This is a genomic window from Janthinobacterium sp. MP5059B (assembly GCF_001758645.1).
GTDB lineage: Bacteria > Pseudomonadota > Gammaproteobacteria > Burkholderiales > Burkholderiaceae_D > Janthinobacterium > Janthinobacterium lividum.
This window is the reverse complement of the sequence record NZ_LRHX01000006.1, coordinates 354,504-377,524: the sequence shown is the minus strand read 5'-3', so window position 1 is coordinate 377,524 and position 23,021 is coordinate 354,504. Positions and strand designations below refer to the sequence as shown.

Annotated in this window: 27 protein-coding genes and 1 pseudogene; 27 read left to right on the top strand and 1 reads right to left on the bottom strand. The window is 63.3% G+C overall.

The window, feature by feature from the left end:
• The first annotated feature begins 19 nt into the window (after positions 1–19).
• The 16 genes and pseudogenes from fliF (at position 20) to JAB1_RS06385 (ending at position 13,301) form a co-directional block, all read left to right on the top strand.
• Positions 20–1,755: pseudogene (gene fliF, locus JAB1_RS06460) on the top strand (flagellar basal-body MS-ring/collar protein FliF).
• Positions 1,733–2,773 (top strand): flagellar motor switch protein FliG, encoded by a 1,041-nt coding sequence (locus JAB1_RS06455; protein ID WP_034787864.1) that lies wholly within the window; start codon positions 1,733–1,735, stop codon positions 2,771–2,773. Before fliF ends, JAB1_RS06455 begins: the two are co-directional and overlap by 23 nt.
• Positions 2,770–3,459, top strand: coding sequence for a flagellar assembly protein FliH (fliH, locus tag JAB1_RS06450; RefSeq protein ID WP_034787861.1), 690 nt, complete (start codon positions 2,770–2,772; stop codon positions 3,457–3,459). The genes JAB1_RS06455 and fliH overlap by 4 nt, the downstream gene beginning before the upstream one ends.
• Positions 3,456–4,766 carry a flagellar protein export ATPase FliI gene (fliI, locus tag JAB1_RS06445; RefSeq protein ID WP_070279213.1) on the top strand — a complete coding sequence of 437 codons (1,311 nt, stop codon included), beginning with the start codon at positions 3,456–3,458 and terminating at the stop codon, positions 4,764–4,766. Before fliH ends, fliI begins: the two co-directional genes overlap by 4 nt.
• 8 nt (positions 4,767–4,774) lie before the next feature.
• Positions 4,775–5,212, top strand: a complete 438-nt coding sequence (locus tag JAB1_RS06440; RefSeq protein WP_046684908.1) for a flagellar export protein FliJ — start codon at positions 4,775–4,777, stop codon at positions 5,210–5,212.
• Between the two features lie 89 nt (positions 5,213–5,301).
• Positions 5,302–6,714: a flagellar filament capping protein FliD gene (fliD, locus tag JAB1_RS06435; protein ID WP_070279212.1), complete on the top strand. Its 1,413-nt coding sequence runs from the start codon at positions 5,302–5,304 to the stop codon at positions 6,712–6,714.
• Positions 6,715–6,764: 50 nt separating this feature from the next.
• Positions 6,765–7,154, top strand: a complete 390-nt coding sequence (gene fliS, locus JAB1_RS06430) for a flagellar export chaperone FliS (RefSeq protein ID WP_034757830.1) — start codon at positions 6,765–6,767, stop codon at positions 7,152–7,154.
• A 31-nt stretch (positions 7,155–7,185) separates the two neighbouring features.
• Positions 7,186–7,464, top strand: coding sequence for a hypothetical protein (locus tag JAB1_RS06425; RefSeq protein WP_230522000.1), 279 nt, complete (start codon positions 7,186–7,188; stop codon positions 7,462–7,464).
• Positions 7,461–8,606 carry a flagellar hook-length control protein FliK gene (locus tag JAB1_RS06420; RefSeq protein ID WP_070279211.1) on the top strand — a complete coding sequence of 382 codons (1,146 nt, stop codon included), beginning with the start codon at positions 7,461–7,463 and terminating at the stop codon, positions 8,604–8,606. The genes JAB1_RS06425 and JAB1_RS06420 overlap by 4 nt, the downstream gene beginning before the upstream one ends.
• Positions 8,606–9,082 (top strand): flagellar basal body-associated FliL family protein, encoded by a 477-nt coding sequence (locus JAB1_RS06415; protein WP_083299588.1) that lies wholly within the window; start codon positions 8,606–8,608, stop codon positions 9,080–9,082. The genes JAB1_RS06420 and JAB1_RS06415 overlap by 1 nt, the downstream gene beginning before the upstream one ends.
• A gap of 33 nt (positions 9,083–9,115) precedes the next feature.
• Positions 9,116–9,859 (top strand): FliA/WhiG family RNA polymerase sigma factor, encoded by a 744-nt coding sequence (locus JAB1_RS06410; protein WP_034787845.1) that lies wholly within the window; start codon positions 9,116–9,118, stop codon positions 9,857–9,859.
• Between the two features lie 56 nt (positions 9,860–9,915).
• The gene (motA, locus tag JAB1_RS06405; protein ID WP_034757817.1) at positions 9,916–10,830 is read left to right on the top strand and encodes a flagellar motor stator protein MotA; all 915 of its coding nucleotides are present in this window, start codon (positions 9,916–9,918) and stop codon (positions 10,828–10,830) included.
• On the top strand, positions 10,814–11,818 hold the full coding sequence (locus JAB1_RS06400; RefSeq protein ID WP_034787914.1) for a flagellar motor protein MotB: 1,005 nt from the start codon (positions 10,814–10,816) through the stop codon (positions 11,816–11,818). The genes motA and JAB1_RS06400 overlap by 17 nt, the downstream gene beginning before the upstream one ends.
• Before the next feature lie 16 nt (positions 11,819–11,834).
• On the top strand, positions 11,835–12,125 hold the full coding sequence (gene flgM / locus JAB1_RS06395) for a flagellar biosynthesis anti-sigma factor FlgM (RefSeq protein ID WP_034757812.1): 291 nt from the start codon (positions 11,835–11,837) through the stop codon (positions 12,123–12,125).
• Positions 12,122–12,562, top strand: a complete 441-nt coding sequence (gene flgN, locus JAB1_RS06390) for a flagellar export chaperone FlgN (protein WP_052140609.1) — start codon at positions 12,122–12,124, stop codon at positions 12,560–12,562. Before flgM ends, flgN begins: the two co-directional genes overlap by 4 nt.
• A complete protein-coding gene (locus JAB1_RS06385) occupies positions 12,549–13,301 on the top strand; it encodes a glucosaminidase domain-containing protein (protein WP_070279209.1) in 753 nt (250 codons plus the stop codon). The genes flgN and JAB1_RS06385 overlap by 14 nt, the downstream gene beginning before the upstream one ends.
• A 6-nt stretch (positions 13,302–13,307) precedes the next feature.
• Here JAB1_RS06385 and flgA read toward each other — a convergent pair whose 3' ends face one another.
• Entirely contained in the window at positions 13,308–13,955 is a 648-nt protein-coding gene (gene flgA, locus JAB1_RS06380; protein ID WP_052140608.1) for a flagellar basal body P-ring formation chaperone FlgA, read from the bottom strand.
• 254 nt (positions 13,956–14,209) lie between these two features.
• Between flgA and flgB the strand changes: the two genes are divergently transcribed.
• The 11 genes from flgB to flgL all read left to right on the top strand — a co-directional run bounded on the left by flgB (position 14,210) and on the right by flgL (position 23,020).
• Entirely contained in the window at positions 14,210–14,572 is a 363-nt protein-coding gene (gene flgB, locus JAB1_RS06375; RefSeq protein ID WP_070279817.1) for a flagellar basal body rod protein FlgB, read from the top strand.
• 8 nt (positions 14,573–14,580) lie between these two features.
• Complete coding sequence (flgC, locus tag JAB1_RS06370; protein ID WP_034757795.1) at positions 14,581–14,997, top strand: flagellar basal body rod protein FlgC; 417 nt, start codon at positions 14,581–14,583, stop codon at positions 14,995–14,997.
• Positions 14,998–15,000: 3 nt separating this feature from the next.
• Positions 15,001–15,654: a flagellar hook capping FlgD N-terminal domain-containing protein gene (locus JAB1_RS06365; protein WP_070253631.1), complete on the top strand. Its 654-nt coding sequence runs from the start codon at positions 15,001–15,003 to the stop codon at positions 15,652–15,654.
• Between the two features lie 58 nt (positions 15,655–15,712).
• Positions 15,713–16,891, top strand: a complete 1,179-nt coding sequence (locus JAB1_RS06360) for a flagellar hook-basal body complex protein (protein ID WP_034787837.1) — start codon at positions 15,713–15,715, stop codon at positions 16,889–16,891.
• 26 nt (positions 16,892–16,917) lie between these two features.
• Positions 16,918–17,646, top strand: coding sequence for a flagellar basal body rod protein FlgF (locus JAB1_RS06355; protein WP_034787834.1), 729 nt, complete (start codon positions 16,918–16,920; stop codon positions 17,644–17,646).
• A gap of 32 nt (positions 17,647–17,678) precedes the next feature.
• Complete coding sequence (gene flgG, locus JAB1_RS06350; RefSeq protein ID WP_170846442.1) at positions 17,679–18,467, top strand: flagellar basal-body rod protein FlgG; 789 nt, start codon at positions 17,679–17,681, stop codon at positions 18,465–18,467.
• Positions 18,467–19,141, top strand: coding sequence for a flagellar basal body L-ring protein FlgH (gene flgH, locus JAB1_RS06345; protein WP_034787828.1), 675 nt, complete (start codon positions 18,467–18,469; stop codon positions 19,139–19,141). Before flgG ends, flgH begins: the two co-directional genes overlap by 1 nt.
• A gap of 9 nt (positions 19,142–19,150) precedes the next feature.
• Positions 19,151–20,263 (top strand): flagellar basal body P-ring protein FlgI, encoded by a 1,113-nt coding sequence (locus JAB1_RS06340; RefSeq protein ID WP_034787825.1) that lies wholly within the window; start codon positions 19,151–19,153, stop codon positions 20,261–20,263.
• Positions 20,263–20,655 carry a rod-binding protein gene (locus JAB1_RS06335; RefSeq protein ID WP_070279208.1) on the top strand — a complete coding sequence of 131 codons (393 nt, stop codon included), beginning with the start codon at positions 20,263–20,265 and terminating at the stop codon, positions 20,653–20,655. The genes JAB1_RS06340 and JAB1_RS06335 overlap by 1 nt, the downstream gene beginning before the upstream one ends.
• Before the next feature lie 81 nt (positions 20,656–20,736).
• Complete coding sequence (gene flgK / locus JAB1_RS06330) at positions 20,737–22,098, top strand: flagellar hook-associated protein FlgK (RefSeq protein WP_070279207.1); 1,362 nt, start codon at positions 20,737–20,739, stop codon at positions 22,096–22,098.
• Positions 22,099–22,108: 10 nt separating this feature from the next.
• Complete coding sequence (flgL, locus tag JAB1_RS06325; RefSeq protein ID WP_034787818.1) at positions 22,109–23,020, top strand: flagellar hook-associated protein FlgL; 912 nt, start codon at positions 22,109–22,111, stop codon at positions 23,018–23,020.
• The last annotated feature ends 1 nt before the right edge of the window (position 23,021 follow it).

Sequence of the window (23,021 nt, the reverse complement as noted above, 5' to 3'; positions counted from 1 at the left end):
ACCCCAAGTGATTACCCCCATGAAGTCCGCATTTGCGCGCTGGCGCCTTGGCGCCCAGCCCGCCATTCCGCCCGCCCTGCTGAAAAACCTGGTTCCCATCGTCGTGCTGGCCATCGGCATCACCGCCATGGTGACCATGTATGCCTGGCGCGACCAGGCCAACTACAAGCCGGTGTTTGGCGCGCGCGAAAAAGTGGCCGTGACGGACATGATGGCCACCCTGGACGCGGAACACATCCCCTACCGCCTGCATCCGGACAGCGGCCAGGTGCTGGTGCCCGACGCCATGCTGGGCAAGGTGCGCATGCTGCTCGCCTCGAAAGGCGTGACGGCGCAGCTGCCGGCCGGCCTGGAGCTGATGGACAAGAACGACCCGCTGGGCGTCTCCCAATTCGTGCAGGACGTGCGCTTCCGCCGCGGCCTGGAAGGCGAACTGGCGCAAAGCATCATGACGATGGACGCGATCGCTTCGGCGCGCGTCCATCTGTCGATTGCCAAATCGACTTCGTTTGTCGCCAGCGACGGCGACAAATCAGTCCGCTTCGCGATCGTGAGATGGCGCTGAAACCGGGCCGCACCCTGGCGCAGGAACAGATCGCCGCCGTCATCAACATGGTGGCCGGCAGTGTCGCCAGCCTGGCGCCCACGCGCGTGAGCCTGGTCGACCAGAGCGGCAACCTGCTGTCCTCGCACATCGACCTGACGGATGGCTTCGATGCCTCGGCCGCCGGCAACGAAGGCGCGAAACGCTTCCAGGATGAAATCCGCCGCAACGTCACGGGCTTGCTGGGCCCGGTCATCGGCGAAGACAACTTCAAGCTCAGCGTGACGGCCGCCGTGAACAACGACCGCGTGGACGAAACGCTGGAAAAATACGGCGAAGCCCCGAAAGTGACGAGCGAAGCGATGCGCGAAGAGCAGGAACGCAACCGCACCGTGGCCGGCATTCCCGGCAGCCTGTCGAACCGTCCGCCAGCGGCCGCCGTGCCTGCACCGGCCGACGCCGCCGGCGCCGCCCCCGCCGATGGTGCACCGAAGCCATCCGACGATGGCACGGCCCGCAAGAACGCCACCACGCGCCAGTACGCCTACGACCGCAGCATCACGCAGATCAAGCGCAGCCGTGGCCGCCTGGAAAAACTCAGCGTCGCCGTCGTCCTCAACAGCGCCGCCGCACCGAATCCGAAAACGGGCTGGACCCCTGCCGAACTGGGCAATATTGAAAAAATGCTGAGCAGCGGCCTGGGCATCAACGCCCAGCGCGGCGACAGCCTGAGCCTCACGGCGCTGGCCTTCCCGGCCAAGCCGCCCGTGGCGCAGTGGTGGGAAGAGCGCGATACCGTCGTCGATTTCAGCAGCTGGCTGCTGTACGCCCTGGGCGCCATCCTCGGCTACTTCCTGATCCTGCGTCCGCTGCTGCGCCTGCTGACCACGCGCCTGGCGCCGCCGCCACTGAAACAGCTCGATCCCGCCCTGGCACTGGGCGGCGCCAGCGCCGCCGGCGCGAATGGCGTGGCCGCCGCCGGCGCGCCAGCCTTGGGCGTGAATGGCAGCCCGCTGGCGCTCGAAGGCGAGGCCGCCGCCGGCAACATGCCGGTCGTGCCGCTGCTGGAAAACTATGACTTGCCGCCACCTGGCTCGGCGGTCGACGTGATGGTCGACCACTTGAAAGTGCTGGCTGAAAAAGAACCCGAGCGTGTCGCCGAAGTCGTCAAACAATGGATGCAGAAAAATGGCCGAACTCAACAACAATAATCCCTCCGACGGCGCAGAATACGAAAGCGTCAGCCTGAACCCCGTGGAACAGGCGGCCATCGTGCTGCTGAGCATCGGCGAAGAACAGGCCGCCAATGTGCTGCGCTGCCTGTCGCGTGAAGAATTGCTGGAAGTCACGCAAGTGATGTCGCGCATGAGCGGCATCAAGGTCGAATCCGTGAAAACGGCCATGCAGACCTTCTTCGACGACTACCGCCAGCAAAGCGGCGTGCACGGCGCCTCGCGCAGCTACCTGAAGCGCTCGCTGGACATGGCGCTGGGCAGCGATATCGCAAATAGCGTGCTGAACAATATTTACGGCGACGCGATCCGCCCCAAGATGGCGCGCCTGCAGTGGGCTTCGCCGAAATGGCTGGCCGAATACATCGTCAACGAGCACGTGCAGATGCAAGCCGTGTTCCTGGCCTTCCTGCCGCCCGCGCTGGCCGGCCAGATCCTCGACGCCCTGCCCGTCGAAGGCCGCGACCTGGTCTTGCTGAACCTGGCACGCCTGGACGAGATCGACCGCGACCTGCTGGTCGAGCTCGACGAACTGGTGGGCCGCTGCCTGGGCACGCTCGACACGCAAAGCACCAGCGTGGAAGGCATCCGCCAGGCCGCCGAGATTCTCAACCGCATGCCGGGCAACCGCGCCGCGCTGGTCGAACTGCTGCGCGCGCACGACCCGGAAGTGGTGTCGGAAATCGAGCTGAGCATGTACGACTTCCTGATCCTGGCCACGCAGAGCGATGTCACGCTCACGCGCATCCTGGAAGACGTGCCGATGGAACAGTGGGCCATCGCCCTCAAGGGCGCGGAACCGTCGATCCGCGACGCCGTGCTGAAAACCATGCCGCGCCGCCAGGCGCAGAGCTTCGAAGACATGATGCGCCGTTCCGGCCCCGTGCCGCTGTCGCGCATCGAACAGACGCGCCAGGAAATCATGGCCACCGTCAAGGGCCTCGCCGATGCGGGCGAGATCGAAGTGCAACTGTTTGCCGAAGCGGTGATCGAATGAAACACTTCCGCTCGTATCGTTTCCCGCCCCTGTCGCAATTCATCGCCGCCGGCCAGCGCGCCTCCAACGAGGACACGGATGGCCAGTGGCAGGCATCCGTTTCGGAAGGCTTCGAGCAGGGCCAGCGCGACGGCTACGAAGTGGGCCTGGTGCAAGGCCAGCAGGACGGCTACGACACCGGACGCAACGATGGCATGGCGCAGGGCCGCGAAGAAGGCCGCAATGAAACCCTGGTGGCGCTGGACCGCCTGGCCCGCCCTGTCGACGCCATCTTGCGCGACCTGAAAAAAGTGCGCGCCGATTACCGCGAAGCGCAGCGCAAGGAAGTGGTCGACCTGGTGGCCAAGGTGGCGCGCCAGGTGATCCGCGCGGAACTGGCGCTGCAGCCGGTGCAATTGCTGGCCCTGGTCGACGAGACCCTGGCCTCGATGCCGCCCACGCGCGAGGAAATCGACGTCTTCCTCAATCCGGAAGAATTGAAACGCATCAGCGAACTCGATCCGAAGCGCGCCAAGCGCTGGAACCTGATCGCCGACGCGCGCCTCGACGCGGGCGAATGCCGCATCAAGGCGGGCGACAATGAAGTCGACGCGGGCTGCCATCAGCGCCTGTCGGCCTGCATGGAACAGGTCAGCAGCCACCTGGCGCTGGCCGCCGAACACGCGGACCAGGGCGCGCCTGCATGATCGCCGACACGCTGCGCAGTTTCGAGATCGGCGATATCCCGGTCGCGACACCGACCGGCCGCCTGGTCGGCGCCTCCGGCCTGCTGCTGGAAAGCGCCGGCTGCCGCCTGCACACGGGCCAGCGTTGTCAAATTGAAACTGTGAGCGGCGAGTGGCTCGATGCGCAAGTCGTCGGTTTTCGCGAAAAACTGTCGTACCTGATGCCGTTCAAGAAGGCGACAGGACTGACCACGGGCGCCAGAGTTCTCCCGTTGCCCGACAAGGCCAGCCTGCAGATCGGTCCCTCGTGGCTGGGCCGCATGGTAAATGGCCTCGGCGAGCCGATCGATGACCTGGGCCGCCTCGGTGGCGAACACATCCTGGAAGTCACGCCACCGAAGGTCAATCCCCTGAAGAAACAACCGGTGGTCGAACCGCTGGACGTGGGCGTGCGGGCGATCAACAGCATGCTGACCCTGGGCAAGGGCCAGCGTGTGGGCCTGATGGCCGGTTCCGGCGTGGGCAAGAGCGTGCTGCTGGGCCTGATCACGCGCCAGACGGTGGCCGATGTCGTCGTCGTCGGCCTGATCGGCGAACGGGGCCGCGAAGTGCGCGAATTCGTGGAAAAGTCGCTCGGCGCCGAAGGCTTGAAAAAGGCCGTGCTGGTGATCGCGCCGGCCGATGAGTCGCCCCTGATGCGCATCATGGCCACAGAGCTGTGCCATTCGATCGCCGCCCATTACCGCGACCAGGGCAAGCACGTGCTGCTGCTGGTCGATTCGCTGACGCGCTATGCCATGGCCTTGCGCGAAGTGGCGCTGGCCTTGGGCGAGCCGCCGGCCACGCGCGGCTACCCGCCGTCCGTCTTCTCGAACTTGCCGCAACTGGTGGAAAGCGCCGGCAACGGCGCCCACCCGGAAGGCAGCATGAGTGCCATCTACACGGTGCTGGCCGAAGGCGACGACCAGCAGGACCCCGTGGTCGACACGGCGCGCGCGATTCTCGACGGCCACATCGTGCTCACGCGCGAACTGGCCGAGCGGGGCCACTACCCCGCCATCGACATCGCCGCCTCGATCAGCCGCTGCATGGCGCAGGTGATCACGCCCAGCCACATGCAGGCGTCACGCGCGCTGAAAGCGTCGATGGCGCGCCATGCGCGCGTGCGCGACCTGATCCCGCTGGGCGCCTACGTGCCCGGCGCCGACCCGATCACCGACCGCGCCGTCCAGCTGCACGCGCCCATCGAAGCCTTCCTGTGCCAGGGCACCAAGGAAGAGGCGCCGATGGGACCGTGCATCGAACAACTTGAACAGATCATGGCCTAGGAGCATACGTGAGCGACGCGCATACCATCCGCAACCTGACCACCCTGGTCGGCCTGCGCAGCACCGAAGTGGAACGCCTGCAAGGCGAAATGGCGGCGCAGACGGCCGTGCGCGAGCGCTACCAGAAAAACCTGGAGCGCCTGACGGGCCTGTACACGGATAGCGGCCCCAGCGGCGCCCTGCCCCTGGCCCTGTCCGTCAACTGCGGCAACTTCAAGCAAGCCGTGATGCAGATGGCCGACCAGCACCGTACCGACCTGCACCTGCACGAAGCCAACATGGCCGTGTCGCAACGCGCGCTGAATACGGCCTGGGCCAAGCGCGAAGTGCTGGACCAGGTGCTGACGCAAAAGCAAAAGCATGTTGCAAATGAGCAACACCGAGTTGATGCCAAGCGGCAAGACGAGCTGGCGACGCAATTCTGGTTCCGCGGGCAGGTAAAATGAGGTTTGTGTAAGTTTCTTTCAGGAAAACTTCACGAAACGGGAATGGGGGTCGCCTTGTACCGGTATATCCCTTTATTCAGGAGTCTGGCATGGCAAACGTAATTACCGCACCACGATACGATCCGATCGTCACAGCAGAACAATTGGCTACCAAATCGGTGGCGGCGCAAAAGGCAGCCCTGGCGAATCAGACCACGCTGGCCAACAACACCAGCAGCGCGCTGGGCAACCTGAAATCGGCCATCTCGGCATTCCAGCTGGCGATGACGACCATGACGTCCAGCAAATCGGTGCTGAGCCAGTCCGCCACCTTCAGCAATACCGCGTATGGCACGGGCACGGCCGGCATCAAGGCGGCGCCTGGCAGCTACGCGTTCTTTGTCGAACAACTGGCCACGGCCAGCCAGACTTCGTATGGCGGCTTGAGCAGCACCACGCCAGCCAACGGCGGCAACATGACCATCCGCCTCGGCGATCCGCTGGCTGCCGTCACCGCCGACAACGCCTTCGACATCGACCTGGCCGCCGCCAACAAGGATGGCGACGCCTACCTGACGCCGCAGGAAATCGCCGCCGCCATCAATGGCAACAGCAAGAATAATGCGCGTGTCACCGCTTCCGTCATCAATATCGGCAACCAGGCGCAACTGGTGCTGACGTCGAATCTCACCGGCGTGGCCAATGCCGTCTCGATCGACACCAACAGCGTGACGGATGCGGGCCTGAAGTCAGCGCTGCAGAGCGACATAAAAGCCATCGCGGCACCGAAGGACGCCATCGTCTGGCTGGGCGCGCAGGGTTCCGGCACCAAGATCACCCAGGCATCGAATACCTTCACCAATGTGCCTGACGTGAAAATGACGTTCACCAAGGCCATGACGGCAGGCGAGAACCCGGTGACCGTGACCGTCGGCACCGACAGCGCCGGCACCATTGCCAATGTGCAAGCTTTCGTCGATGCCTACAACAAGCTGAAAAGCGTGATGGATGGCCTGGCCAGCCCCGGCAATCCGGAAAAAAATATCGCTGCCGGCATCTTTGCCCACGACTCCGGCCTGAACGCCCTGCGCACCAGCATGGGCGATGCCTTGCGCCTGAACGTCGATGGCGTATCGCTGGTAGCGTATGGCATTACGGCCCAGCGCGACGGCACGATCAGCCTGAATACCGCCAAGCTGACGGCCAAGCTGGCGGACAATCCTGGCGGCCTGGACAAACTGTTCGGCAATAACAGCCTGTCGGCCCCAGCCGGCGTGCTCGGCGGCCTGGACAAGGTGCTGGGACAGTGGAGCAATGTCACCAAAGGCCAGATCACCCAGCGCATGGCAGCGACGGACAAGTTGCAGAAAAGCCTGGCCAAGAGCGCCGAGCGCCTGACCAACCAGTACAACACTGCCTACACCCGTTTCCTGGACCAATATTCCCGCCTGCAGGTATTGCAGGAGCAAATGACCCGGAATTCGGACATGTTCGATGCCATGTTCAGTAACGATAAATCCTAAGGCGGACGTGCCTGCCGCGCCGCCACAGTTAACATAGCGAGAAGAGAATAATGTTGAACAATGAAGCTTACGGCAGCTACCATGCCGTCAACCTGGATTCCCAGACCGCCCGCGCCACACCGGTCGAACTGGTACTGGTGCTGACGGACGGCCTGCTGGAAGAACTGGCGCGCGCGCGCGGGCACATCGTGGGCAAGCGCTACGAGCAAAAGGCCATCAGCCTGGATAAATGCACGCAGATCATCAACGGTCTGTCGAGCTCGCTCGATTTCGACAATGGCGGCGAAGTGGTGGTCAACCTGGCGCGCCTGTACGACTATTGCGTGGCGCGCCTGTACACGGCCGGCATCAAGCTCGACCCGACGCTGATCGATGAAGTGACTACCTTGATGACCACCATCAAGCGTGGCTGGGTGGGCGTCCAGGCGAATAATGCCTAGGCGCGCTGCGCTGCAGCAGCTGAGCCGGCATTTGAGCGCGGCTGTCGCCCAGGCGGACTGGGAGGCGATGGAAAAACTCTCGGCCAGCCTGGCGAAAAACATTCCGCTGCTGGCCGAACGTGGCGCATGGAATGCGCTGGAACAAACAGAATTGTTGCAATTGCGCAAAATTCACGCGCAAGCGGTTAAAATTTGCTCTGCGGAAAAAGAACGCCTAGGTCAACACCTGGGTGCATTACAGGCAAATAAGGAAGGTTGGGTCGCCTACGCCGCGCTCGGCGAATACGACTCGGACGGGAATCAAGCATGATCATGAACTTCAACAAGGCGCCGGCCGCTCCGGCAGCCGCGGCCAATGCGGCACCGACACCAGCGTCGGCGCCAGCGCCGGCACAGACGGCCACCTTGCCTGGCACGCCAGGCTATGGCAGCAACGGCGCCGCGCCCTCCGCCCTGCCCCTGTTTGCGCAGGTGCTCGATGTGACAGGCGGGGAGTCGGCCGATGCCGGCACGCCCGCGCCCGCACCCGTCAAGGATGGCGACAGCGACAGCCAGGCCGACAGCGGCTTGCCTGCCATGGCAGCGCCCGTCATCGGCCTGCCGGTGACGATGCTGCCGCCAACGGACCCGGCCGCAGCCGAGGCGCGCGCCGCCGCGCAGGCACAGACACCAGCCCAGGCGAATGTGGCGCAAGCCAACCCGGCACTCAACATCAGCCTGCATCCGGCGGCAATTACCCTCACCGCACAGGGAACGGCACAGCCGGCAGGCCGCGATACGCGCGAACCGCTGGCAGCAGCCATCCCGGCGAGCGCCGCCAAGGGCAGCGCGCCCGCACAGCCGTTCGAATCGCTGCTGCAGCAAGCCGCTCCGGCAAGCGCCGTCGTCGCCCCTGCCGCGCGCGATGGCGAACGCAGCGCCGCGACGCCCGCGCCAGCCGCGCCCAACCTGGGCTTGACGGGCGCCATCGGCAATACGGCTACGGCGACCCCGGCCGGCGATACCATCAAGCTCAATGGCCCTGCACAGCAATGGCAGGAACCGCTGCGCGAAGCGCTGGGCGAACGCCTGCAGACGCAGATCGGCCGCAACAGCGAACACGCGACGATCCGCCTCGACCCGCCCATGCTGGGCCGCATTGAAATTTCCATCCGCCACACGGCCGGCGCGCTGCAGGTAAACGTCACGGCGTCGAACTCGGAAGTGTTACGCCAGCTGCAAGGCATCGGCGAAAACATGCGCAGCGACCTGGCACAGCGCCAGTACACCGAGGTGGCCGTGAATATCAGCGCCACCCCGCGCAGCCCGGCCGCCCAGGCGTTTGCCGAAGGCGATGCACGCGGCCAGCGTCAACCGGGCCGCCAGCAGGATGATGCCGAACCGGGCCGCGCGCTGTCCGACGGCAGCACTGCCAGTACCACTTACGCCATGCACGAGCGAGAGAGCGCCTGATGAATATGAAAATGAAACTGATCGGCGGCTTTGTCGCCGTGGCAGTGCTGGCCGCCGGCGCGGCTGGCGGCGCCATGTGGTACCTGGCCAAGCCCGTTGCCGGCCATGCCGATGCCACCGAAACGAAAGCCCCGCCACCGCCCGCCACGGGCAAGAAGGCACGCAAGTTCATCACCCTGGACAAGGTTATCGTGATGCTGCGCCGCGGCCCCGGCGACGGTGAAACGCATTACCTGTCGGCCGACCTGGTGATCGCCACCACCGAGGAAAAGGAAAAGCTGACCAAGGACCACTTGCCGTTGATGCGCTCGATCGCCGTCAGCACCCTGTCGAGCTTTCCGATGGAAAAGGCACAGACCATGACGGTGGAGCAGTATGCCGAACAGATCAACAAGGCCTTCAATGTCAGCTATGAACGCGAGCAGATGGAAAAACCCTTCACCGAAGTCATGGTCGGCAAGCTGATCATTGAATAAGCCAACACGCCAGCCGACCTAGTGGGAGATCCCTTGGCCTATGTAGAGCAATACCAGGAAGCGTATGGCGCCGGCGAATATGCGGCCGCCAGCGCTTGCGCGGCCGTGCTCAGCGTTGCTGAAGAGCAACAACATCTGGTCGCGTACTCCCCTTTGGTGAAACGCATCGTGCGCCAGCTCAATTCGCAGGTGTCGGGCGCCATCGACCGCGACGACATGGAGCAGATTGGCTTGATGGGACTGCTGGAAGCCCTGCGCCGCTACGGCGTGCCGGACCAGTCTTTCGGCAGCTATGCCAGCCTGCGCATCCGCGGCGCCATCCTCGATGAACTGCGGCGCCAGGACTGGCGCCCGCGCGCCGTGCGCCAGGAAAGCCACCGCCTGCGCGACAGCGTGCGCGCCCTGACCCGGCGCCTGGGGCGCGAGCCGCTGGAAGCGGAAATCATGGCGGCCCTGAAACTGACTCCGGAAGCCTTCCAGGAATATCAATTGGCGGAAAACGCCGAGCTGATCGCCAGTTTCGACGAAGTGCTGCAGGAAAGCCTGGGGCAAGCCGACAGCGCACCGAGCCCGGAGGAGCAATTGATGGTGCGGCGCAGCCTGGAACAGGCGCTGCGCACGCTGGACGAACGGGAACAGCGCGTGGTGCAGATGTATTACGAATTCGAACTGAGCTATAAAGAAATTGCCGCCGTACTGGACCTGAGCGACGCCCGCGTCTGCCAGCTCAACAAGACGGCGCTGGGCAAGATGAAAGCCATGCTGCAAGACGCATAAGAGTAAGCAAGATCCATCAAATTGACGCAGCACAATGACGCAGAAAGGCAGTTGACATGGTAATTATCGGTATCTTAATCGTGATGGGGTGTGTATTCGGAGGCTTCGCCCTGATGGGCGGCACCGTCCACGCGATCTGGCAACCGGTCGAGTTGATCATCATCATCGGCGCCGCCGTTGGCGCCCTGGTGCTGGGCAACCCCAAGCATGTACTCGGTGAAATGCTGCACCAGATGCGCAAGATCGTCACGCACAAGAAGCAAGGCTCGGAATTCCAGCGCCAGTTGCTGCTGCTGATGTATGAACTGCTGCAAACGGCCGCCGGCGGCCTGAAGGCGCTCGACGCCCACGTCGAGGCACCGCGCGAAAGCGCCCTGTTCCAGCGCTATCCGCTGGTGCTGGAAGAGCCGAAGCTGCTGGCCTTCATCGTCGACAACTTCCGTTTGATGGCGATGGGCAAGATCAACGCGCATGAGCTCGAAGGCGTGCTGGAGCAGGAACTGGAAGCCATCCACGACGAATTGCTGCAACCGTCGAAGTCCCTGCACAAGATCGCCGAAGCCATGCCAGGTTTCGGTATCCTGGCTGCCGTTCTGGGCATCGTGATGGCCATGAATTCCGTGGCCGACGGCGCCGATGCGGCGGAAATTTCGGAAAAAGTGGGTGCCGCCATGGTCGGTACCTTCATCGGCATCTTCTTTTGCTACGGCGTGCTCGATCCGATGTGCAACATGATGAAGCAATTGGTGGGCGAGGAAGGCTCGACCATGGAATGCGTGAAGGTCGTGCTGGTCACGCACGTGGCGGGCAAGCCGCCCCTGCTGGCGATCGATGCGGGCCGCCGCCTGGTGCAGCTGAACATCAAGCCGAGCTTCGCCCAGCTGGAAAGCTGGATCAATGCGCTGGAAGATGGCGGTGCCGAACAAGAGCAGGGCCAAGGCCGGGGAGGCCGCCGTGCTAAAGCCGCATGAGAAACATGAACAGGCCATCATCAAGCGTGCTGGCCGCAAGCATGACGACGATGGCCATGGTGGCGCCTGGAAAGTAGCGTTCGCCGACTTTTGCCTGGCCCTGCTGTCGCTGTTCCTCGTGCTGTGGCTGATGGCCGCGCGCGAGCAGCAGGCAATGAAGGAAATCATGATGGATGCGTCAGCCAGCAGCCGCCAGGGCGAAGGCCAGGGCGTCATGCCGGAACAGAGTGGCGGTCCGCGCGGCAGCCTGATCGAGCGCTTCCCCATGCCCCGCAAGGGCTCGGGAGACACGCGCACGGAAGGCAAGCAGATGCAGGACGGCAAAGCCGGCTCCGCGCCGCAAAACCAGACCAAGGTCAGCTACCAGTCGCCGGAAGACTTGATGGCCTTGTCGCGCGCGCTCGACAAGCTCAGCGACGAAGCGGGACTCAAGAGCAACCTGCAATCCGTGATCACGCCGTACGGCTTGCGCGTCATGCTGCACGATACGGACAAGCAAGGCATGTTCGTGCGCGGCAGCGCCGTGCCAACCGACCGCTTCCGCAAGCTGCTGCGCCAGATGGGCCCCGTGTTTGCGCAAATGGAAAACCAGATGCTGATCGTCGGCCACACGGATTCCTTGCAATACGCCAATAACGGCTATGAAGGCTATTCGAACTGGACCCTGTCGGCCAACCGCGCCATGTCGGCGCGAGCGCAATTGCTGATCGGCAGCATGAGTCCGGACAGCGTGCTGCAAGTGGTGGGCATGGCCGACCGCGCGCCGCTGGACGTGAAAAACGCCAGCGCCGGCATCAACCGCCGCATCGAACTGTTAATATTGACGCGTGGCCAGGCAGACAGCATCGCCGCCATGTTCGGCATGGCCGGGCAAAAGCCGCAAGGCGACGAACTGCAGGTGGGTGAACCGGATGCGGGCACCTTGCAGCGCCTGCGCGAAAAACTGGGCCTGCCCGCAAAGAAGGAGCGGGATGAGCATGCAAATTAAGGGCAAGGGACAACGTATGAAAATCTCCTCCGGCAATACCGGTGCTGCCGTGCGCAGCAGCGCCGTCGCGCCGGCCGAGGCGATCGCCGAGAACGCGGGCGCCGCCGGCGCCATGGGCGGCTCGTCGGCCGGGGCGGAATTGCAATCGGCCGTGCTGCAACCGGCCATGGCCGCCCTGCGCGCCATGCCCGAGATCGACCACGAGCGCGTGGCCATGCTGCGCGATGCGCTGGCCAAGGGCGAATTGCCGTTCGATCCGTCAAAACTGGCAGGCTTGATCCAGCGTTTCCACGGCGGTGAATCGTGACCGCAGCGCGCAAGGGCATCACGCGCCAGGAAGCCGTGCGCCGCGTGCTGCAAGGCATGAAAGACGACAGCATCGGCTATGCCGCCCTGCAAACCTTATTGGAAGAGCAATTCCAGGCTACCCTGCACCACCGCAGCGCGCAACTGACGGCGCTGGCCGACCAGGTCATCGCCGCCGTCGAACCGCTCGATGCGCGCCGCCGCCAGCGGGTCAGCCTCGTCACTGCCCTGCTGGGCCCGCAAGGCGACATGTCCCAATTGTTTGCGCTGTTGCAAGAAGACGCGCGTACGAGCGCCGAACGCGACTGGGCCGCGCTCGAGCAGATGGTGCTTGAATGCAAGCGCCTGAACGCCCGCAACAGTGATTTATTAACAGAGCAGTACAGCATCATGCAGCGCGTGCTGCATGGCGAGGAAGATACGTATGCGCCAGGCTGATTTCCTGAACACCCGCGCCACGGCGGCAACGCCGTCGACGGCAGCCACGTCCGCCGTGCAGAGCAATATGCGCGCCACCGACGCCACCAGTTCCAGCGGCAACTTCAGCAGCGTGTTCCGGCAAGTACAGGGCGAAGTGGCCCGCTTCATCGAACAGGGCGGCGGCAATGCCACCAGTCTGAACCCGCAAGGCCGCGCCTACCTGGAACAGAGCCAGCCCGTCAATGTGCTGGGCAACATCAACCAGGGCGGAGAAATCGGCGAAGTACAGCAGCAATTTCTCGCCTCGATCAAGCCGTGGACGCAAGAAACGGGCGCGCGCCTGGGTGTGGCGCCGGAAATCGTCGCCGCCCACGCGGCACTGGAATCGGGCTGGGGCCAGCGTCCACTGCGCCAGGGCACGGGGGCGGACACGAATAATCTGTTCGGCATCAAGGCCGGCGGCAAATGGCAGGGCGACGTGGCCAGCAATGTCACCACCGAATACGAGGCGGGCAGCGGCACGGCCCTGAAGAAAACGGAACGTTTCCGCAGCTATCCGGACCAGGCCAGCGCCTTCCGCGACTATGCGCAGGTCTTGCTCGACAATCCGCGCTACCGCGCCGCCCTGAACACGGGTGCCGACGCGGGCGCCTTCGCGCAGGGCCTGGCGCGCGGCGGCTATGCCACCGATCCGAATTACGCCGCCAAGCTGACGCAGCTGGCGACGCGTCTGCAGCGCACGGCCGCCGCAGACTGATTTTCCTTAACGGCCGGGAAGTTCGGCCGGTTCCACCACGCCCGCATCGACCACCCTGGCACGTATCACCGTGCCGCTGGTGGCGTTGCGCACGCGAATCACCTCGCCCAGCGCGCCCGGATCCATCGCTTCGCCGGCCATGCTCACTTCCACCTGCTCCTTGCGCGCCACGATATTCACCGCACTGCCCCGCTTGATCAGCACGGGCGATGCCAGTTGTCCCTGACGCAACACTTCGCCGGCACGCAAACTGCGCCGGCTCGACAGGCCAACGGCGCCGGGCAAGGAGGCAATACTGTCGGGCACCATCGTCACGTCGCGCCGCGCCAGGGTCACGTCGCCCGCCTGCAACGGCGTATTGGCCGTGACGGGGACGCTGGTGACGGCCACCTGGGCCGTGATGCTGCCGCGCGCCAGCATTTCATAACGCCAACCGTTGCTCCCAGGACACACTGCGACAAAGCGCATGCGCTGCGCCGAGCGGCTGTCCGCCGTTTCCAGCGCAACGGGCGCCGCGCACGCCGGCACGGGGCGCGTGCTTTTTACCACGGTGACTTGAAACTGCGGTTCCAGCAATCCGGCCGAGGCTGCCTGCTGCGCCAATTGCTCGCGCGCCAATTGTTCCACACGCGAAAATATATTGTCGGCTGGCAATTCTGCGCGTCCTGCACTACTATATAGGCTGGTCAGTAAAAAGAGGCCCGGAAGCAGTATGTGACGACATTGCGCCTTGTTCCACATCACGGAATAGTTCTCAAAGTAAATCATTGCTAACCTTAATCAAAGATACTGAAGCGGCATGACCTTACCATGCGTCAACATGACCAGGCTGGGATTTTACCTCTGCACCACCTATTTTCTAGCCCGAACCGCAAAAAGCACGAACGAATTCAATACAAAGGATGACCATGGGGATTAATTTCAAGGATGTGCTGGGCGTGCACGCCGATGCGCTCGCGCTGCGTGCCGACCGTACACGCGTACTGGCCGCCAACATCGCCAATGAAAACACGCCCGGCTTCCAGGCCATGGACATGGATTTCGGCAGCGCCCTGCAGCAGCTGCAGGACAACGAAGCCGGCCTGCTGTCGACCGATGACGATGCCAGCGCCCTGTACCGCGTCCCCTATCACCCCAGCCGCGACGGCAATACCGTCGAAATCGGCGTCGAGCAGGCGGCGTTCTCGCAGAATGCCACCGACTTCCAGACCAGCCTGACTTTCGTCAACATGAAACTGAAGGGTCTGTCCAAGGCCATTTCCGGACAATAAGGATCAGCATGAGCTTCCAGGATATTTCCAAGATCGCCGGTTCGGCGATGGCGGCGCAAACCGTGCGCCTCAATACCATCGCCAGCAACCTGGCCAATGCCGATTCCGTGGCCGGTTCCGAAGGCGAAACCTACCGCGCGCGCAAGCCCGTATTTGCGGCCGTGATGGATGGCCCCGGTGCCAGCGGCGCCGGTGGAAGAGTGCAGGTGCTCGACGTGGTGCAAAGCGACGAGCCGCTGCGCAAGGTGTATGAACCGGGCCACCCGATGGCCAATGCCGATGGCATGGTGTTCTACCCCAACGTCAATCAGGTGGCCGAAATGACCGACATGATGTCGGCGTCGCGCGCGTTTGAAACCAATGTCGAAGTTCTGGGCCGCATCAAGTCGATGCAGCAATCGCTCCTCAAATTAGGTGAAGCATAATCCATGGAAACCAATCTCTTTACAAACAACACTAGCGGCAGCAACAGCGGCAGCAATGCCGTCAAGTCGCAAAGCAATGCCACCCAGGATATGTTCACCAAATTGCTGGTGGCCCAGATCAAGAACCAGGATCCCCTCGCACCGACCGATCCGAGCCAGTTCGTCAATCAATTGACGCAGCAGGCGCAGACGGAAGCGATGCAAAATCTGTCGGCGCTGACCAGCGCCAATGCCAGCGTGCTGCAATCGATGCAGGTGCTGGCCCTGGGCGCGCAAGTAGGTTCCGAAGTGATGGTCAACAGCGAAACGGTCCAGCTCGACAAGAGCAAGGTCAGCGGCAGCATCGCGCTCGCGGCCGGCACCACCAAGACCACGGTGACCCTGAAAGGCATCGACGACAAGGAATACAAGATCGAACTGGGCGCCAAAGGTGCCGGCACGGTGCCGTTTACCATCGATCCCGTGGCCCTGGGCTTGCCTGCTGGCACCTATACCATGGCGGTGACGACCAGTGGCACCGAAAAACCGACGGTCGACATCGCAGGCAAGCTCAATAGCGTGCGCCTGTCGGCCGGCGGCAGCATGATTCTGAGCGTGTCGAACCTGGGTGAAGTCAACCCTGGCGCGATCACCGGCTTTAACGGTAAGACGGCCTGATCCGCCCTTCCCTTCGTTTCCTGAACACTAATCTCGTCCTTCACTAAAGGAAGTCAACATGAGTTTCGACATCGCCCTGTCCGGCATCCAGTCCATCAACCAACAGTTGAACAGCACCAGTAACAATATCGCCAACGCCGGCACCTACGGCTTCAAGAGCAGCCGCGCCAACTTTTCGGCCATGTACGCCGGTTCGCGCGCCACGGGCACGGAAATCGGCTCGCTGACGCAAAGCATGTCGCTCAATGGCGGCGTGCTGAACACGGGCCGCGCGCTTGACGCAGCCATCGATGGCCGCGGCTATTTCGTCACGCGCGATGCGCAGAACACGATGACCTACAGCCGCGTCGGCATCTTTTCGGCCAGCAATGAAGGCAAGCTGATCGATGCGAATGGCCGCCTGGTGCAGGGCTATGCGGCCGTCAAGGGCAGCACCACGCTGGGCACCATGGGCGACATGCTCATTCCAACGGGCCAGATTCCCGCCGTGGCCTCGACCAAGCTGGCGTATGCCGCCAACATGTCGTCCGAATGGACCGTGAAAACGCCGCCGTTCAACAAGACCAACGAACTGAGCTACAACAGCGCCAAGTCCTCGATCGTCTACGATTCGCTGGGCGCCAAGCACTCGCTGGGCCAGTATTTCGTCAAGACGGCAACGGGCGTGGACGTGCACTACACCTTCGACAACGCCGATGTGACGCCGGTGACGAGCATGACCTTCGACACGAACGGCAAGCTGGTGACCGGCACGGGCGCCACGCCAGTGCTGCCGACGCCGCCTGGCGCGGCGGCGCTGTCGGTCGTCATCGACTACACGGGCACCACCCAGTTCGCCGGCGAAGCCACCACCTCGACCGACCGCGCCGACGGCTATGCCTCGGGCACCTACACGGGCGTGGAACTGGCCGATGACGGCTCCGTCGTGGCGAAATACACGAACGGCCAAAAACAGAGCATCGGCGTGATCGCCCTGGCTACCTTCCCTGACGAAGGCGCATTGACGGCCGTCAACGATACCAGCTGGGTCGCCTCGACCACTTCCGGCACCGCCATGTATGACCGTCCGGGCGTCGGCATGGCCGGCAAACTGGTGACGAGCTCGCTGGAACAGTCGAACGTTGACATCACCTCCGAACTGGTGGGCCTGATGACGTCGCAGCGTAACTACCAGGCCAACTCGAAGGTCATCTCGACCGAGAACGCCATGCTGCAATCGCTGATGCAAGCGCTGTAATCCACGATACGCAAAGGTAAAGAGCAATGGATGCGCTGATTTATACCGCCATGAGCGGGGCCGACCGTGCCCTGCGGGCACAGCAGGTACACGCCAACAACCTGGCCAACATCGAAACGGGCGGCTTCCGCGCCAACCTGGAAGTGTCCACTGCCCAGCCGTTGCAAAACGGCTATGGCTACGACGACCGCCACATGACGCAGACGCAGTCGAGCGCCATTGGCACGCGCACGGGCGCCATCAAGGAAACGGGTCGCGAACTCGACGTGGCAGTCACGGGCCCCGGCTTTCTCGCGGTACAGTGGCAAAACGGCGAAGCCTACACGCGCGCCGGCGCCATGGACCTCGATGAAACGGGCGCGCTGACCATCAACGGCCGGCCCGTGCTGGGCGAAGGCGGTCCGATCACGATTCCCGAGCACACCAGCCTGTCGATCGGCGGCGATGGCACGATTTCCATCCAGGTGCCGGGCACTGCGCAAATGCAGACGGTCGACAAGCTCAAGCTGGTCAACGCCGAAGCGGGCGAGCTGACCAAGAACGAAGCGGGCCTGATCGTGGCGCGCGGCGGCGAAGACTTGCAAGCTGATCCGACGGTACGCATCCGCGACCGCCACCTGGAAGGCAGCAACGTCTCGGCCGTCGAGGAAATGGTCGCCACCATGAGCCTGAACCGCAGTTTCGAGATGCAGATGAAAGTTTTCAAGGCCAGCGATTCCATGACGGAATCGGGCAACCGCCTGCTGGGCGCTTAAGCCCAACGCCAATCTATTATTAGGAGCAATACATGAATCCAGCAATGTGGATCAGCAAGACCGGCGTGCAGGCACAAGATGCCAAACTGCAAGCCATCGCGAATAACCTGGCCAACGTCAATACGGTCGGCTTCAAGCGCGACCGCGTCGTCTTCGAAGACCTGTTTTACCAGGTCGAGCAGCAGCCGGGCACGCAGCGCGCCGACAACACCCTCTCGCCATCGGGCGTGCAGCTGGGTAACGGTACGCACATGGTCGGCACGCAAAAGGTGTTTACCACCGGCAGCCTGCAAACGACAAGCCGCGAATTCGACGTCGCCATCACCGGCAACGGCTTCCTGCAAGTGCTGCGCCCGAACGGCGAAGCGGCCTACACGCGCGCCGGCCAGTTGAGCCTGAATGAAAACGGCGTGATGGTCAACGCCCAGGGCTTGCCCCTGGTGCCGCAGATCACCGTGCCGAACAACGCCACGGCCATCACCATCGGTGAAAACGGCATGGTCACGGCCACCGTGCCGGGCAATGTCGCCGGTACCGAACTGGGCCAGCTGAACCTCTCCAGCTTCGTCAACCCGACCGGCCTGCTGGCACTCGGTGAAAACCTGTTCCAGGAAACGGCATCGAGCGGCACGCCGACGGAAGGCCGTCCCGGCGAAGGCGCCCTGGGCAAATTGAAGCAGTTCGCGCTGGAAGGCTCGAACGTGCAAGTGGTCGAAGAGATGGTCGACATGATCGCTGCCCAGCGCACGTATGAAATGAATACCAAGGTGCTGTCGGCCGCCGACAATATGCTGCAATACCTGGCGCAAGCGGCACGTTGATGAAGGCCGCACTGAAAGCCGGAGCGGCCCTGCTGCTGGTCCTGGCGGCCGGTTGCGCCAGCCAGCCCGTGGCCCCTCTGGCGCCCAGCTTTTCCGATACGCCGCTGCCCGTGGCGCCGCGCAGCGCTGCGCGCGGCGGCGTGGCCGGCGGCGTCTTCAATCCCGATGCGGGCCTGGCCCTGACTTCCGACAGCCGCGCTTTCCGCGTCGGCGACGTCGTCACGGTAGCCCTGCAGGAAACCACGCAGGCCAGCAAGAAGGCCGGCACCTCGTTCAACAAGGGCTCGTCCGTCGGCGTGCAGGCGGCCAATATCCTCGGCAAGACCTTCCCCAAGACGGGCATCGACCTGTCTGCCGACCGCAACTTCGCCGGCGACTCGACCAGCACGCAGCAAAACGCGCTGTCCGGCGCCATCACGGTGATCGTGCAGGAAGTGCTGCCGAACGGCTTGCTGCGCGTGCAGGGCGAAAAAACCCTGACCCTGAACCAGGGCGAGGAATTCGTGCGCCTGCGCGGCTACCTGCGCGCGGCCGATATCGATTCCAACAACCAGGTGTCATCGTTGCGCATCGCCAATGCGCAGATCGCCTATTCCGGCCAGGGCACCCTGGCCGAAGCCAACAAACCAGGCTGGCTGACGCGTTTCTTCGTCGGCCCATGGATGCCGTTTTAAGGTGACCTCATGAAATTTCGTTCCGCCCTGCCCCTGGCAGCCATGCTCGCTGCGCTGTCCGGCTTTGCCCTGCCCGCCAGCGCCGCGCAAGTGCTGCGCAACCTGGTCAGCATCGAGGGCGTGCGCGACAACCCGCTGGTCGGCTACGGCCTCGTCGTCGGCCTGAACGGCAGCGGCGACACCACGCAGGTGAAGTTTTCCAGCCAGTCCGTGGTCAACATGCTCAAGCAGTTCGGCGTGAAAATGCCGGACGGCGCCGAATCGAAAAGCAAGAACGTCGCCACCGTCATGGTCAGCGCCGTGTTTCCTCCGGGATACCGCCGTGGCCAGGCCATCGACGTGACCGTATCGTCCTTGGGCGATGCGAAAAGCTTGCGCGGCGGCACTTTGCTGCTGACGCAATTGCGCGCGGCCGACAATGAAACGTATGCGCTGGCGCAAGGCAACGTCGTCGTCGGCGGCTTGAACGCCACCGGCAAGAGCGGCTCGTCCGTCACCGTCAACACGCCCACCTCGGGCCGCATTCCCAACGGCGGCAACATCGAGCGCGAAATCCTCAGCGATTTCTCGACCAAGCCGACCGTCACCCTGAATCTGCGCCACCCGCATTTCGAGACGGCCATCAATATCGTCGAAGCCGTCAACCGCCGCTTTGGCGCCGTCGCCACCACCAGCGACGCCACCAGCGTGGAAGTGCTGGCGCCGGAAAACCCGACCCAGCGCGTGGCCTTCATGGCCAAGCTCGAAGCCTTGAGCGTCGATGTCGGCGTCGATACGCCGAAAGTGGTCTTCAATTCGCGCACGGGCACCGTGGTCATCGCCGAAGGCTTGCGCGTGAAAGCGGCCGCCGTCACGCATGGCTCGCTCAAGGTCGTCATTTCCGAAAGCTCGGCCGTCAGCCAGCCGGCGCCGTTCGGCCGCGGCCAGACCACCGTCACGCCGCAATCCAAAGTGTCCGTCGACCAGGGCAACGGCAATATGTTCAAATGGCCGGCCGGCGCCAAGCTGCAATCGATCATCGACGTGGTCAACAGTCTGGGCGCCTCGCCCGATGACATCATGGCAATTCTGCAAGCCCTCGACCAGGCGGGAGCCATCGAAGGCGAACTGGTGGTGATTTGATGCTTAATGTAAACGACAGCAGCAGCGCCCTGCCCTCGGCGCTCGACGACCGCTCCCCTGCCGCCGCCACGCCGGCCGATCCGCGCTACGCGGCCAAGGCCACCGAGGCGGCCGTCAAGTTCGAAGCGTTCTTCATCTCGCACATGCTGCGCCAGATGCGTTCGGGCACGCGCGAGATGGCGGGCGAAGACAGCGTCTTCAAGGATCCCATCAACAACGACATGCTGGAAATGGCCGACAACCTGGTGGCCGACAAGATGGCCGGCCAGCGCGCCTTCGGCATCGCCGACGCCATCCTGCGCCAGCTGCTGCCGGCGGCCAGCGCCCCCGTGGCAGCCAAAAGCACTGTCAAGACCGACAATATTGCAGCGCCGCTTAATAAATCCGTCTGAAGCGTCGCCTGTACAAGGTAACAACGATTCAATGCCTGCCCACCAGCACGCGCCACTCTCTTCACGAAAGAAACTTGCCCAATGAGCATCATCAGCAATGCATTGTCAGGCAGCATCGCCGCCCAGGCCGCACTCAATGCGGCCAGCCAGAACATCGCCAACCTGCAAACGGCGGGCTATACGCGCCAGGGCGTGCTGTTGTCCTCGCTTGGTGCCGGCGTGGGCGTGCGCTCGGCGGGCAATGGGGTGGAAGTGTCCGCGCTGCTGCGCTTTGCCGATGCTTATAAGAGCCAGCAAATGTGGCGCGCCGCGTCCGACCAGGGCGCCCGTTCGCAGACCCAGCCTTACCTGACGCAGCTCGAGCGCGTGATGGGCGACGATGCTTCCAGCATCAGCAACGGCATCGACGGCTTTTTCGCCGCCCTCAACGCCTCGGCCGTCGACCCGACCTCGACGCCGCTGCGCCAGCAGATCGTCACCTCCGCCGACGCCATGGCGCAGCGCTTCAACAGCATCAGCACCGTCATGGGCAATCAGTTGCTGTCGGTGCAGCAGCAACGCGCAGCGATCGTGCCGCAAGTCAATACCACCCTCGCCAATATCGCCGCGCTGAACCAGCGCATCAGCACCTCCACCGCCGCCGGCACGAATGTGTCGTCGCTGATGGATGCGCGCGACCAGTTGATCGACGGCCTGGCCTCGCAAATGGGCATCGAGGTCCTCGACCAGCCGGACGGTTCGCGCAATATCGCGCTGAAATCGGGCCAGCCGCTGGTGATCGGCAGCCTGGCCGGCACCATGAGCAGCAACATGACGAACACCGGCGAACAGACGCTGAGCCTTGATTTCGCCAAATCCTCGTACAAGCTCGACCCGATCGCCATCGGCGGGCAGATGGGTGGCCTGGGCGAGTTCGAGCAAAATACCCTGAAACCGCTGCAGCAGTCGCTGCAAGACATGGCCACCCAGTTGACCAACAAGGTCAACGCGCAGCTGGCACTGGGCAAGACCATGGCCGGGACCCCAGGTGGTCCCCTGCTGGCCTACGCAAATGGCAAGCTGAGCATTACCCCCGGCTTCAACGCCAAGGACCTGGCCCTGTCGCTGACGGGCCAGGCCGGCGACAGCGGCAACTTGCAGAAATTGATCGAGATCAAGAATCAGCCGATCACCGTCAGCTGGGTCGGTTCTGTCCTGATGAGCGACGCGGATACCCAACTGGTCGGCAAGCTGGGCATCTACAGCCAGCAGAACCAGGCCTTGCTGAAGACGGCCAACACGGTGCGCGCGCAAGCGATCGACGACTGGAAATCCACCAGCGGCGTGAACAAGGATGAAGAAGCGATGAGCCTGGTCGAATTCCAGAATATGTATCAAGCAAACATGAAAGTCATTTCCGTGGCGAATAGCTTGTTTGACGCCACTTTGCAAATGATGGGTTAAGGAGAAGATCATGCGTGTCGCCAGTAGCCAGTACCAATCGCTGATCAATATTTCGCTTCAGCAAAATCAGGAACGCATCAACTTCCTGACGCAGCAAATGTCTTCCGGCTTGCGCATCCAGCTGCCATCGGACGATCCGATCGGCAACGTGCGCATTTCGCGCCTGACGCGCGAGCAAGCCATGGTCACGCAGTACCAGGACAATATCGCCACGGTGAAAGTGCGCCTGCTGAAGAATGAAAACTACCTGTCGAGCATGGTCACCGACATGGGCCAGGCGCGCGACTTGCTGGTATGGGCCGCCGACGGCAGCAATACGCCGGGCGACCTGAATGCGATGACGCAATCGCTGACGGCCATGCGCGACAGCGTGCTGTACACGGCCAACCTGAAAGACCAGGAAGGCCGCTACATGTTTTCCGGCACAGCGACCGACCAGCCCGCAATCAAGTACGACCCGACGGCAGCCGCCGGCTCGCGCTACAGCTACATCGGCAACACCGACACGCAAACCGTGGTAGTGGGCAATGGCGTGACGCAGGCGGCCAACGTCGACGTGAAGAACCTGGAAGTGTGGCTCAACAAGATCGACCAGGTCATCACCACGCTCGGCACGCCGGGCGTCAACCCCAACGACCCGGCGGTGCGCGCCATCGTCAACGACGGCCTGGGCGGCACCGATGATGGCATGGATTTACTCTCTGGCAAGATCGCCATCTTCGGCGGCGCGCAAAACATCCTCACCACGCTGTCCGGCAACCTGGCCAATGTGTCGCTGTCGAACAATTCGGCCCTGCTGGACCTGAAAAAGACCGATATGGGCGCGGCGGCGATTGAACTGACCGGCTACCAGACGGCCCTGCAGGCAACCTATAAAGCCTACACCAAGGTTGGCACTATTTCCCTGTTTGATCTTCTCTGAC

Coding starts and splice junctions, on each gene's coding strand:
- JAB1_RS06455 (WP_034787864.1), top strand. CDS start 1,733: ATGGCCGAACTCAACAACAATAATCCCTCCGACGGCGCAGAATACGAA.
- fliH (WP_034787861.1), top strand. CDS start 2,770: ATGAAACACTTCCGCTCGTATCGTTTCCCGCCCCTGTCGCAATTCATC.
- fliI (WP_070279213.1), top strand. CDS start 3,456: ATGATCGCCGACACGCTGCGCAGTTTCGAGATCGGCGATATCCCGGTC.
- fliD (WP_070279212.1), top strand. CDS start 5,302: ATGGCAAACGTAATTACCGCACCACGATACGATCCGATCGTCACAGCA.
- fliS (WP_034757830.1), top strand. CDS start 6,765: ATGTTGAACAATGAAGCTTACGGCAGCTACCATGCCGTCAACCTGGAT.
- JAB1_RS06420 (WP_070279211.1), top strand. CDS start 7,461: ATGATCATGAACTTCAACAAGGCGCCGGCCGCTCCGGCAGCCGCGGCC.
- JAB1_RS06415 (WP_083299588.1), top strand. CDS start 8,606: ATGAATATGAAAATGAAACTGATCGGCGGCTTTGTCGCCGTGGCAGTG.
- motA (WP_034757817.1), top strand. CDS start 9,916: ATGGTAATTATCGGTATCTTAATCGTGATGGGGTGTGTATTCGGAGGC.
- flgM (WP_034757812.1), top strand. CDS start 11,835: ATGAAAATCTCCTCCGGCAATACCGGTGCTGCCGTGCGCAGCAGCGCC.
- JAB1_RS06385 (WP_070279209.1), top strand. CDS start 12,549: ATGCGCCAGGCTGATTTCCTGAACACCCGCGCCACGGCGGCAACGCCG.
- flgB (WP_070279817.1), top strand. CDS start 14,210: ATGGGGATTAATTTCAAGGATGTGCTGGGCGTGCACGCCGATGCGCTC.
- flgC (WP_034757795.1), top strand. CDS start 14,581: ATGAGCTTCCAGGATATTTCCAAGATCGCCGGTTCGGCGATGGCGGCG.
- JAB1_RS06365 (WP_070253631.1), top strand. CDS start 15,001: ATGGAAACCAATCTCTTTACAAACAACACTAGCGGCAGCAACAGCGGC.
- JAB1_RS06360 (WP_034787837.1), top strand. CDS start 15,713: ATGAGTTTCGACATCGCCCTGTCCGGCATCCAGTCCATCAACCAACAG.
- JAB1_RS06355 (WP_034787834.1), top strand. CDS start 16,918: ATGGATGCGCTGATTTATACCGCCATGAGCGGGGCCGACCGTGCCCTG.
- flgG (WP_170846442.1), top strand. CDS start 17,679: ATGAATCCAGCAATGTGGATCAGCAAGACCGGCGTGCAGGCACAAGAT.
- flgH (WP_034787828.1), top strand. CDS start 18,467: ATGAAGGCCGCACTGAAAGCCGGAGCGGCCCTGCTGCTGGTCCTGGCG.
- JAB1_RS06340 (WP_034787825.1), top strand. CDS start 19,151: ATGAAATTTCGTTCCGCCCTGCCCCTGGCAGCCATGCTCGCTGCGCTG.
- JAB1_RS06335 (WP_070279208.1), top strand. CDS start 20,263: ATGCTTAATGTAAACGACAGCAGCAGCGCCCTGCCCTCGGCGCTCGAC.
- flgK (WP_070279207.1), top strand. CDS start 20,737: ATGAGCATCATCAGCAATGCATTGTCAGGCAGCATCGCCGCCCAGGCC.
- flgL (WP_034787818.1), top strand. CDS start 22,109: ATGCGTGTCGCCAGTAGCCAGTACCAATCGCTGATCAATATTTCGCTT.